Source organism: Fodinicurvata sp. EGI_FJ10296 (genome assembly GCF_040712075.1).
Taxonomy (GTDB): Bacteria; Pseudomonadota; Alphaproteobacteria; order DSM-16000; family Inquilinaceae; genus JBFCVL01.
Map to the genome: position 1 here is coordinate 236,149 of NZ_JBFCVL010000005.1, position 11,656 is coordinate 247,804.

At 62.5% G+C, this 11,656-nt stretch carries 11 protein-coding genes; 6 read left to right on the forward strand and 5 right to left on the reverse strand.

Annotated elements, in window-relative coordinates; all coding sequences use genetic code 11:
- Window positions 1-34: 34 nt before the first annotated feature.
- Entirely contained in the window at window positions 35-475 is a 441-nt protein-coding gene (locus ABZ728_RS12460) for a flagellar assembly protein FliX (protein WP_366656475.1), read from the reverse strand.
- A gap of 246 nt (window positions 476-721) precedes the next feature.
- On the opposite strand from ABZ728_RS12460, the gene flgI reads away from it, so the two are divergent.
- The 3 genes from flgI (at window position 722) to ABZ728_RS12475 (ending at window position 2,936) form a co-directional block, all read left to right on the forward strand.
- Window positions 722-1,864, forward strand: a complete 1,143-nt coding sequence (flgI, locus tag ABZ728_RS12465; protein WP_366656476.1) for a flagellar basal body P-ring protein FlgI — start codon at window positions 722-724, stop codon at window positions 1,862-1,864.
- Between the two features lie 161 nt (window positions 1,865-2,025).
- Window positions 2,026-2,373, forward strand: a complete 348-nt coding sequence (locus ABZ728_RS12470; RefSeq protein ID WP_366656477.1) for a rod-binding protein — start codon at window positions 2,026-2,028, stop codon at window positions 2,371-2,373.
- Window positions 2,370-2,936, forward strand: a complete 567-nt coding sequence (locus tag ABZ728_RS12475; RefSeq protein ID WP_366656479.1) for a hypothetical protein — start codon at window positions 2,370-2,372, stop codon at window positions 2,934-2,936. Before ABZ728_RS12470 ends, ABZ728_RS12475 begins: the two co-directional genes overlap by 4 nt.
- Window positions 2,937-2,972: 36 nt before the next feature.
- Here the strand turns inward: ABZ728_RS12475 and ABZ728_RS12480 are convergent, their stop codons facing one another.
- From ABZ728_RS12480 to mobA, 4 genes are all read right to left on the reverse strand, one after another.
- Complete coding sequence (locus ABZ728_RS12480) at window positions 2,973-4,139, reverse strand: isovaleryl-CoA dehydrogenase (RefSeq protein WP_366656480.1); 1,167 nt, start codon at window positions 4,137-4,139, stop codon at window positions 2,973-2,975.
- A 132-nt stretch (window positions 4,140-4,271) separates the two neighbouring features.
- Window positions 4,272-4,751: a PaaI family thioesterase gene (locus tag ABZ728_RS12485; RefSeq protein ID WP_366656481.1), complete on the reverse strand. Its 480-nt coding sequence runs from the start codon at window positions 4,749-4,751 to the stop codon at window positions 4,272-4,274.
- 2 nt (window positions 4,752-4,753) lie between these two features.
- Window positions 4,754-7,093 (reverse strand): NADP-dependent malic enzyme, encoded by a 2,340-nt coding sequence (locus tag ABZ728_RS12490; RefSeq protein WP_366656483.1) that lies wholly within the window; start codon window positions 7,091-7,093, stop codon window positions 4,754-4,756.
- A gap of 104 nt (window positions 7,094-7,197) precedes the next feature.
- Window positions 7,198-7,917 carry a molybdenum cofactor guanylyltransferase MobA gene (gene mobA / locus ABZ728_RS12495; RefSeq protein ID WP_366656484.1) on the reverse strand — a complete coding sequence of 240 codons (720 nt, stop codon included), beginning with the start codon at window positions 7,915-7,917 and terminating at the stop codon, window positions 7,198-7,200.
- Window positions 7,918-8,023: 106 nt separating this feature from the next.
- Between mobA and ABZ728_RS12500 the strand changes: the two genes are divergently transcribed.
- From ABZ728_RS12500 to apbC, 3 genes are all read left to right on the forward strand, one after another.
- The gene (locus tag ABZ728_RS12500; protein ID WP_366656485.1) at window positions 8,024-8,827 is read left to right on the forward strand and encodes an NAD kinase; all 804 of its coding nucleotides are present in this window, start codon (window positions 8,024-8,026) and stop codon (window positions 8,825-8,827) included.
- Window positions 8,828-8,894: 67 nt separating this feature from the next.
- Window positions 8,895-10,286 carry a deoxyribodipyrimidine photo-lyase gene (locus tag ABZ728_RS12505; protein ID WP_366656486.1) on the forward strand — a complete coding sequence of 464 codons (1,392 nt, stop codon included), beginning with the start codon at window positions 8,895-8,897 and terminating at the stop codon, window positions 10,284-10,286.
- Window positions 10,287-10,413: 127 nt separating this feature from the next.
- Window positions 10,414-11,580, forward strand: coding sequence for an iron-sulfur cluster carrier protein ApbC (gene apbC / locus ABZ728_RS12510; protein WP_366656487.1), 1,167 nt, complete (start codon window positions 10,414-10,416; stop codon window positions 11,578-11,580).
- The last annotated feature ends 76 nt before the right edge of the window (window positions 11,581-11,656 follow it).

Sequence of the window (11,656 nt, forward strand, 5' to 3'; positions counted from 1 at the left end):
ATCGCCGTTGCCCCGCCCGGGGGGCTTGCGCGTCCTACGGCGCGAATGGGTCGATACCCAGTTTGGCGAGCTCAACCCGTGCACGCAGATCGACCTCGTCCAGAATCGCGGCCAGGTTCGGATCGGTCACGCCTTCCCTCTGTGCCTGCAACCCGTGAACAATATCGCGAAGGGTTGAGGCTGGAACGCCGCCGGTGACGAGTTGTACCTTGAGCGCCTCAAGGCGATCCAGAATCGTTTCCGCACGCCGGACGCTACGGCGCCGGCGCAGCGATTCGTCGTCCTCGTCCACACCCTGCAAAGCCAGCAACGCATCCATCGAGTTGACTGCTGCCGTGGCTTGCGCGGCGCCGCCCCCCGATGCCGATCCGGACGACAAGCTTCCGAGCGTATCAGAGAAGGCGCCAGCCGACCCGCCGCCCCGCGAACGACGCGCCGCCGCCGGACGGGCCGCACCCGGTCCGTCTATTTTCATTCCAGACCCTTTCCGTCATCGACCGTCATCGGCATACGCTACGATCCCTGATGAAGCTGATGGTTTATCGTTAATGCCACGTTAATGGGGGTCGGCGGAAAGGGATTCCGGTCATGAAAGCAATTTGTTAACCCAATTCGATCAGGATAGCGTCGATGATCGGCGGAGCCGAGCCGCATCCAGAGTTCATCGCCCTTTCGTCCGCGATCGCCAGTGCAAGGACCGGTGGCCAGCCGGAGACACCACATGACAAGCTTCCGGAATATGCAGACGACCGCATTAACGGCCCTGCTCGCCCCGCTCGCGATCGCAGTCGCCTTGACCGTTCTGGCGTCGACGGCTTTCGCACAAGTCCGAATCAAGGACATCGTCGATGTCGAAGGCGTCCGGGACAACCAGCTCATAGGATATGGCGTCGCGGTGGGTCTGAACGGAACGGGGGACAGCATCAACGGCTCCCCGTTCACCGAACAAAGCCTGGTCGGGATGCTGGAGCGGCTTGGCGTGAACATCCGCAACGAGACGCTTCGCACACAGAATGTTGCGGCTGTCATGGTGACTGCCACGTTGCCGGCCTTTGCCCGCCAGGGCACCCGGATCGATGCTGTCGTCTCGTCGCTCGGCGATGCGGACAGCCTGCTTGGGGGACAATTGCTTGTTACCCCGCTTCTGGGTGCCGACGGCGAAGTCTACGCCGTCGCGCAGGGAGCAGTTTCGATCGGCGGATTCGAATTCGAGGGTGAAGCCCAGCAGATCGTACAGGGCGTGCCGACCAGCGGACGAATAGCCAGCGGCGCGATCGTCGAGCGCGAGATCCCCTACGATATGGCGGAACGCGGCAGCATTCGCCTGGCGCTGCGGAACCCCGACTTCACGACGGCGCGCCGCGTCTCAACCGCCATCAACAATTTTATCGGCAGCCGCGTGGCCGTCCCGTCAGATCCGGCCACGATCAATGTGTCGATACCCCCGGGACACCGGGACGGCACGATCGGACTCGTGACCGACATCGAGCAGTTGACGGTCGAGCCGGACACCATCGCACGGGTCGTGGTCGACGAACGTACTGGCGTCATCGTTATTGGCGAGAATGTCAGGGTCAGTACCGTTGCCGTCGCCCAAGGGAATCTGACGGTCCGCATCACCGAGACGCCGCAAGTGTCCCAGCCCGGCCCGTTGGCAGAGGGCGAGACCGAGGTCGTGCCCCGGACCGAAATCGAGGTCGACGATGGCGGTGACCGGCAACTCGGCATTTTGTCGGAGGGCGTATCGCTTCAGGATCTGGTTCAGGGACTGAATTCGCTGGGCGTTGGCCCCCGCGACATGATCTCGATACTGCAGTCGATCAAAGCCTCTGGCGCGCTCCAGGCAGAGCTTGAGATCATGTAGACACCTCTGCCGCCCGGCAGCAGCTGCCGGGCGGGAAAAACTTGCCGAGCGCGCGACCGGCGCCATTGAGAGATCGACACGGTCACACGCTGGCACGAGCATTGCATATATCAACTTGCCGCTGGTTCGGCGGCACTCACGACCGGAGACCTGATCGCGCCATGGATGCAATCACAGCCACACAGCAGAACGCCCTGTCGGCCTATGGTGGCCAGCGCATCGACGCCACGGCATCGGCGGTTTCACGATCGTCCGGGAGCAATGCAACCGACGCGGCAACGCTGGAATCGGCAAAGGAGTTCGAGGCCGTCTTTCTGTCCCAGATGTTGACCCATATGTGGACCGACGTTTCGTCGGATGGCCTGTTCGGTGGCGGGCACGGCGAAGAGATGACCAGATCCCTGTTGGTCGACGAATACGCACAAGCCATGGTCGATGCCGGCGGTATCGGAATCGCCGATCAGGTTCGTGCCGAGATGCTCCGGCTTCAGGAAGGATCGTCCCGATGACCGCTGAATTGAGGGGCGACGGCAACGCCGATACCGACACGCTGAGCGCCGAAACCCAAAGCGAGGAAGTCGACACGGGCGTGGCTGCCGACACATTTCCGGGTGAAGATCCCGATGGCGCGCTGACGGAGAAAGCTCTGGCGCTGGTCGATTTTGTCATAGACACGATCGATGAATTGATCGAATTGCTCGACACAGAGTCAGCCCAGCTTCACAGCATGAATACCGAGGCGCTTACCCGTTTCCATGCCCGCAAGCACAATCTGATCGGTCAGTACGAAGAAGCGCTGGGCGATCTGCGTAACGATCACATGCCGGCGTTGTCCGCCGAAGCGCGCGAAGACCTGCGCGTCGCAATGGAAGACCTCCGTCGGGCCGTCGAGAAACACGATCGCGCGCTGCAGGCCATGACGCGTGCCAATCAGAGCGTTCTGTCCCAGATCGCCGACGCCGTTTCCAGGGTCGGTTCGGCGGCTCGGCCGACAACCTATAACCGATCGGGACGGGCCACCGATACCGTCAAGCCCAAACCGGTCGCCGGATACCTGAACGATAACTTCTGACCGGCGCAGCGCCGGTGGATCACCGGTTGCAGCGGACTATCGAGACTCCTTGAACAACTCCCGGCCAATCAGCATACGCCGGATTTCGCTGGTCCCCGCGCCGATCTCGTACAGCTTGGCGTCACGCAGCAGGCGCCCAGCGGGGTAATCATTGATATAGCCATTGCCGCCCAGGCACTGAATGGCATCCAGTGCCATCGCGGTCGCCTTTTCGGCGGCATAGAGAATTGCACCGGCGGCGTCCTTGCGGGTAACGTCACCACGATCGCAGGCCCGTCCAACGGCGTAAACATAGGCGCGGCACGCATTCAACGTCACATACATGTCGGCAAGTTTGCCCTGCATAAGCTGAAATTCGCCAATGGCTTGCCCGAATTGCCGACGCTCGTGGACGTACGGCAGCACGGTATCAAGGCAGGCTTGCATGATTCCCAGAGGTCCGGCCGCCAACACCGCCCGTTCGTAATCGAGACCGGACATCAACACAGCTACGCCGTCGTTTTCGCGTCCCAAGACATTTTCCGCCGGAACCATGCAGTCCTGGAACACCAGCTCGCAGGTGTTCGACCCGCGCATCCCCAACTTGTCCAGTTTCTGCGCCGTTGAAAAGCCGGGGAACCCGCGCTCGATCAGGAACGCCGTGATACCTCTGGCTCCGGCCTCCGGCGCGGTTTTGGCGTAGACGACCAGCGTATCGGCATCGGGACCATTCGTAATCCACATCTTCGTGCCGTTGAGGACGTAGTGATCGCCGCGCTTCTCCGCCCGGGTCTTCATCGACACGACGTCGGACCCTGCGCCGGGCTCGCTCATCGCTAGCGCACCGACATGCTCGCCCGAAATCAGCTTCGGCAGATAGCGACGGCGTTGTTCGTCGGTTCCGTTCAGCCGTATCTGATTGACGCACAGGTTGGAATGGGCACCATATGACAGGCCCACCGACGCACTCGCCCGGCTGATTTCCTCCATGGCGACGATGTGTTCGAGATAGCCCATCCCTGCGCCGCCATAGGCCTCGTCGACCGTGATGCCAAGCAGGCCCAGATCGCCGAACTTGCGCCAAAGATCAGTCGGAAAGGCATTGTCGCGGTCGATGCTCGCCGCCCGGGGGGCGATTTCCTCTGCCGCGAAATCGGCGACCGTCCGTCGCAACATGTCGGCCGTATCGCCGAGGTCGAAGTTGAATGGGTTGATCGCCGCCATCGTCGCCTGCCCCCGTTTCAAATACCCGCCGCCGACCAATACTTCGAGCCGCCGCCGCAAGGCGTATTCATCGGCAAATACCGGACGCGTCGCAAATCATTCTATCGCCGGTTGCCGCATGATGCGACACTCTCAACGGCGATCGATGGCGATGCAAGTCTGTTGCATGCGTGCGCAATGACGGCGGCCTTCACCATCCCTGCCCTGGTCACCGCCGGTCTCGGCGTAAACATCAATCTCACAGATGGTCAGCGTTCGTCCCGGCTTCAGCACCCGAGCGACTGCGTGAAAACGATCCCCAATGGCCGGCGACATCAGATTGATCTTGAACTCGACCGCGAGCACCGTCTTTTCCGGCGGCATCATCGTTCTCGCCGCCAGACCACCAGCTGTATCGGCGATCATCGATACGACACCGGCGTGCAGAAATCCCTGCTGCTGCGTCAGGTCGCGGCGGTATGGAACCGCCACTTCGCATCTGCCAACCCCGATCGAGGCCAGCTCCGCCCCGACCAGGTCCAGTGCCGGCATCTCGTCGAATGTCTGGCGAACCCGTTCGGCGATTGCGGGATCGAGCTCGCCGTCCGATCGATCGTCAACGGCTCTGGTCATCTCTACACCGACCATTCCTCGGACGGGATATACCCGTCCATGTGGCCGGGCCGACCTTCGTCACCACGCATGGCCGCTTGCTGGGCATCAACGGTGGCGATGGCCGCCATATTGACGATGCCGCGAACGGTGATCGACGGCGTGACGATATGAACCGGACGCGCCATCCCCAACAGGATCGGCCCGATAGAGATCCCGCGCCCCATGACTTTGGTGATGTTGAAGGCGATATTGGCGGCGTCGAGATTCGGCATTATCAGCAGATTGGCCTGTCCGGAAAGCGTGCTGCCGGGCAGGATCCTGCGCCTGATCTCTTCCGACAGCGCAGAATCGGCATGCATTTCGCCGTCGACTTCCAGATCGGGCATACGCGACCGAATCGTGGCCAGCGCCTGGCGCATCTTCACGGCCGGCGGATCGCTCATCGTTCCGAAGTTGGAATGCGACAGCAGCGCGACCTTGGGCGAGATGCCGAAACTGCGGACACCGGCTGCGGCAAGCTGGGTAATATCCGCGATTTGCGCCGCCGTTGGGTCCGGAACGACATAGGTGTCGCCCATGAAGAACACGCCGCCATCGAGGATCAGCCCGTTCATCGCCGCAGGCGTCTGCACGCCCTCCCGCAACCCGATCACATGCAGCAGGTTTCGCAGGTGCTCGCGATAGACGCCAACCGTCCCGCAGATCAGGCTGTCGGCCTCACCCTTCTGGACCATCAGGCCGCCGATGACGGTCGTGTTTGTTCGGACGATGGTCCGCGCCCGGTCCGGGCTGACGCCCCATCGGGCGACCAGATTGTGATAGGTCGTCCAGTAGTCGTTATAGCGGGGATCGTCCTGCGGATCGACCAACTCGTAGTCGGCGCCGTCACGCAACCGCAGGCCGAGTTTCTCGATCCGGCGGGTGACGACATCGCGTCTGCCGATCAGGATCGGGCGCGCCAGGCCGTCATCGACCACCACCTGAACGGCGCGCAGAACACTTTCTTCCTCGGCCTCGGCGAAGGCGACCCGCTTGGGATCAGCCTTGGCCCCCGTGAACAGCGGCCGCATGACCAGCCCTGACCTGAACACGAACTGCTCAAGGCGCTGGTGATAGGCGGTGAAATCGGTGATGGGGCGGGTCGCGACGCCGGAGTCCATGGCAGCTTTCGCCACCGCTGGCGCCAGTTGGACGATAAGCCGGGGATCGAACGGCTTTGGAATGAGGTATTCCGGGCCGAAGGTCAGGTCCTGATTGTCATAGGCCGAGGCGACGATATCGGAAGTTTCCTGCAGCGCCAGATCGGCCAGCGCCCTGACACAGGCAAGCTTCATCTCCTCGTTGATGGCCGTCGCGCCGACATCGAGCGCGCCCCGGAAGATGAACGGAAAGCACAGGACGTTGTTGACCTGATTGGGAAAATCGGACCGGCCGGTCGCGATCACGGCATCGGGACGCACGGCCTTGGCCTCGTCGGGCATGATTTCCGGAGTCGGATTGGCCAGCGCCATGATGATCGGCTTGTCGGCCATGCGGGCGACCATCGCCGGCTTCAGGACACCGGGTGCCGACAATCCGAGGAAAATATCAGCGCCATCGATCACGTCGTCCAGGGTGCGGGCCGAAGTATCCTGCGCATAGCGGGCCTTGCGCGGGTCCATCAGCACCGTGCGGCCCTTGTAGACCACGCCTTCGATATCCGAGACCGTGATGTGCTCGGTCGGCACACCCATATCGACGAGCAGATCAAGGCACGCGATCGCCGCCGCCCCCGCGCCGGAGCAGACCAGACGCACATTGCTCAGGGTCTTCCCAACGACGCGGATGCCGTTCAGAATCGCTGCTGCAACGATGATGGCGGTGCCGTGCTGGTCATCATGGAAGACGGGAATGTTCATCCGCTTGCGGAGTTCGCTCTCGATCTCGAAACATTCCGGCGCCTTTATATCCTCCAGATTGATACCGCCGAAGGTCGGCTCCAGGCTGGTGACGATGTCGATAAGCTTTGCCGGATCGTCCTGATTGAGTTCGATATCGAAAACATCGATGCCGGCGAACTTCTTGAACAGAACGCCCTTGCCCTCCATCACCGGTTTCGATGCCAGAGCCCCGATATTGCCCAGTCCCAGAACCGCGCTGCCATTGGTCACGACGCCGACCAGATTGCTCTTGGCGGTATAGCGGCTTGCCGCAAGCGGATTCTTGACGATTTCCTCGCAAGCCGCGGCTACGCCGGGAGAATAGGCAAGCGAAAGGTCGCGATGGGTCGTCAGGGGCTTGGTCGGCGTGACCGAAACCTTACCCGGCGTCGGCCGTTCGTGATATTCCAAGGCGGAGTCGCGGAAGTTCTTATCCGACATTATGGTCCTTTCCCTAAGCACGCGCCGACCGTCCGGTTATAGGACGGCGTCGAGCGGCATCAAAGCATTCCTTGCAGCGCCCGTCACGAGGTGAGATCCGACCCTCATGTCGTCCGACCGGCCCGGATGTCGCCCATCAACCGACGCGCCCTATCAAGATCCTCTCGTGTGTTGACGTTGAAAAAGGGATCGGCGGGTGGGCAGCCATAGTCGGCAACGACGCCTGGAAAGCGCTGGATGAAGCTGCCGAGACGCCTTTCGCCTGCCTGGATCGCGTCGCCGATCCGGTCCCTGACGGTCAGCGGCCACAGGGCGGCCACGGGATGAATGCGGCCGCAGGATTGCGCGCATGCGATTGTGTCATCCGGCATCGATACCAGCAGTGCCGACAGGCGGCATACCAGATCGACGGGCAGGAACGGTGTATCGCAGGCCACCGTGGCAACGTAAATTCTATTGGCATCCGCGCCCCTGCCCGATGCGGCGGACCGGCTGGCGGCCCATTCCATGGCCGTCAAAACGCCGGCCAGAGGTCCCTGATTGCCGGAAACGGTGTCCGGAACGACACGGAATCCGAATCGTGCAAATCGTGCTGGATCCCCGTTGGCATTGATTGCCAATCGCTCCGAAGCCGAAGCCGACACGGCGCCGACAACGGGCCATCCCAATTGGGGAAGCAAGCGGTCGATCACCCGTTCCAGAACGGTCTTGCCGCACAGGTCGGCCAGGGCCTTGTCGCCTCCGCCCATCCGGCGCGACAACCCGCCCGCCAGGATGACGGCGCCGACAACGTCGATGGCGGGACTGCGACCGGGATCGATCATCCCTGAGCGACCTTTCGAATCGGCATCATGCCAGGCGGACCGCAAGACTGACGTGCGTAACGGCGCCGGCTCGGCTAATGTTGCCACTATGATGGATCACGCCCCCATGCCACAATCGCCGCCCGCCGTATCGGGCCCTCGGCCGTCGTCCCCACGGCTGGCCTTCGCCGCTGCCGATACACCGGAAGCGAAGGCGGCGCACCAGATCCTCATCGAGAAGTACGGCAACTGTCCGATTGCCCAGGCAGATGTCATCGTGGCTCTGGGCGGCGACGGCCTGATGCTGGAAACGCTTCATCGTTCTATCACTTCGGGCAAACCGATTTTCGGCATGAATCGCGGCTCGGTCGGTTTTCTGCTGAATGATTTCGAAGTGGATGGCCTGCGCGAGCGAATCGCCCGGACGCAATCGGTGATCCTGCACCCGCTGAGGATGATCGCCAAGGGCGCCGACGGCCTGATCAGCCAGGGATTGGCCATCAACGAGGTATCGCTGCTGCGCGAGACACGACAGGCCGCCAAGTTGCGGATCGCCGTCGACGGCATTGAGCGGCTGCCGGAACTGATTTGCGACGGCGCGCTCGTCTGCACGCCGGCCGGATCGACCGCCTACAATCTCTCGGCTCATGGATCGATAATCCCACTGGAAGCCGGCGTTCTGGGGCTGACGCCGATCAGCGCCTTTCGGCCGCGCCGGTGGCGGGGTGCGCTGCTTCCGCACACGGCACGCATCCGGTTCGACATCCTTGAGCAGGCCAAACGTCCGGTCAGCGCCGTTGCCGACTATACCGAAGTGCGGGATGTTGCAGTGGTCGAAGTGCTGGAAGATCGCTCGATCGCATTGAAATTGCTCTTCGACCCCGAACACTCACTGGACGAACGCATCCTCAAGGAACAGTTTCTCCCCTGAGCGGGAGCCGGGTGTCTGTGTAGCATGGTTCCCGGATGCCCGGATTCCGCCACTCACGGACCCCTTGATGATCCACGACACACGTATCCGATCCCTGAACGCCCGGAACGAGACCGCCGGGCGGTATGTCCTGTACTGGATGCAGGCGGCCCAGCGCAGCCGCGGAAATCATGCCCTGGAACTGGCGATCCGCCGCGGCAATGCCCTCGGCCTGCCGATCGTCGTGGGGTTCGGCCTGACCGAGAGCTACCCCGAGGCCAATGCCCGCCACTATCGCTTTATGCTCGACGGGCTGAGAGAAGTCGCCGACGATCTCGCCGCCCGAGGCATTGCATTCGTCATTCGATTTGGCCAACCGGCGGCGGTCGCCATCGAACTGGCGGCGCATGCGGCGTTCATGGTCGTCGACCGCAACGACCTGCGGATGCCCCGGCGCTGGCGCCGCGAGGTCGCCGAGGCCGTCCAATGTCCGCTGGTCGAGGTCGAAACGGATGTAGTCGTGCCGGTGGATGTTGCCTCGGGGAAGTACGAGACGCAGGCCCGCACGCTGCGCCCCCGTCTCCATCGCCATCTGGCCGACTATCTGGAACCGCTGGCTGACTCCTATCCAACCGTACCGGCCCCCGATCTTGCGGATCTGCCGCCGAGCACCGTCGATCTGTCCGATCCCGCGGCACTGGTCGCGGCTCTGCCGATCGATCAGGATGTCGGACCCGTGCGCCGCCTGACCGGCGGCCGCACAGCCGGGATCGACCGCCTGTCGACGTTCATCAAACGCCAGTTAAAGGGATATGGCAGCAGCAGGAATGAACCGGCAGCCTTCAAGGTGAGTTTTCTAAGCCCCTATCTGCATTTCGGACAGATTTCGGCATTGGAAATCGCCCTGACGGTCCAGTCGGACCGCAACGCGGGCGAGGAAGACCGCAAAGCGTTCCTGGAAGAACTGATCGTCCGGCGGGAACTGGCCTTCAACTTCGTCCGGCATCACCCCGACAGCTACGACAGTTTGGACTGCTTGCCGGACTGGGCGCGAAAGTCGCTGGATGCGCACCGGCACGATCGGCGCGATCCGCTGTACGATCGCGCAACACTGGAGGCCGCCGACACCCATGACCGCTACTGGAATGCCGCGATGCGCGAGATGCTGCACACTGGCTTCATGCACAATTACATGCGGATGTACTGGGGCAAGAAGATCCTGGAATGGATGCGCTCACCGGAGGAAGCGTTCGAGACAACGATTTATCTCAACAACAAGTATTTTCTCGACGGGCGGGATCCGAACTCATTCGCCAACGTACTCTGGATCTACGGTCTGCACGATCGGGCATGGACCGAGCGTCCGATATTCGGCAAGACGCGATACATGGCCGCATCGGGTCTGGAGCGGAAATTCAATATCAAGGCCTATGTCAGCATGGTCGATTACCTGGTCGAGAAGGAATCGGCCTGGACCTGAGAATATCAGCCGGCGCGGTGTTTCGCGCCGGGCCATTGCTCCCCATATCCACAAAGGCTAAACCCGAACCCGACTGGCGCAGTATGATAGCGCCGCCACTTTCACCCGGACTGGAGATACGGACCCGATGGCGACGACCGACAGCGATATCCGCACCGTCCTGGCCACGATCGAGGATCCCGACCACGGCGGCAACATCGTCGATCGGGGCATGGTATCGGCTATTCTGCCAAACGACGACGGGGCCCAGATCATCCTGGAGGTGGAGGCCGGACGGGCAGACAGGCTGTCCTCGCTCCAGACCCGGGTCGAGGATGCGGTCAAGACCGCGCTGCCGCATCTGGCAAAGGTAACTGTAATCATGACGGCCGAACGAAGTGCCGGCGCCGAGGACGCGAACCGTCCACAGCGTCAGGCGGCGCCCTCGGGACCGGCGCCGCGGCCCGGTGCGTCGGGCAATGGTCCGCAGGCAGGGGCCGAGCGCCGGACCATGGCCCCTGATGTTCGGCATATCATCGCGGTGGCATCGGGCAAGGGCGGTGTCGGCAAATCCACGGTCGCCGCGAATCTGGCCCTTGGCCTTCAACGACTGGGCCTCTCGGTCGGGGTCCTCGACGCCGATATCTACGGCCCATCGATGCCCCGGATGCTGGGCGTGACCGGCAAGCCCGCCAGCCCCGACGGCAAGACACTCGACCCCATGGAGAATCATGGCCTGAAGATCATGTCGATCGGGTTCATGATCGAGGAAGAAACCCCGATGATCTGGCGTGGCCCGATGGTTCAATCGGCGCTGCAGCAGATGCTCCGCGACGTCAATTGGGGGCCGCTCGACGTTCTCGTCATCGACATGCCGCCGGGCACGGGCGATGCCCAGCTGACGCTTGCCCAACAGGTGCCGCTTTCGGGCGCCGTCATCGTTTCGACACCTCAGGACATCGCCCTGCTCGACGCCCGCAAGGGATTGAACATGTTCCGCAAGGTCGACGTCCCCGTGTTCGGCATCGTGGAAAACATGTCCTATTTCGTTTGCAGCAACTGCGGCGCGCAGCATGACGTTTTCGGCCATGGTGGCGCGAGACGCGAGGCGGAGCGCCTGGGAATCCCGTTCCTGGGCGAGATACCGTTGCATCTGGCGATCCGCGAAACCTCCGACGGCGGAACGCCTGTTGTCGTTTCCAATCCGGAGGGCGAGCACGCCTATGCGTTCGTTTCGATTGCCGAACTCGTCCGCGACACGCTGGAAGGCAACACGACGGGCGCGAAGCCGGCTCCGAAAATCGTCTACGTCTGAACCAGACCGGAAATCCGGAGCCGTCGAAACCAGCGCTAGGCGGAAGCGAGCATGGACGCAACCGGCGCCTTTTCAT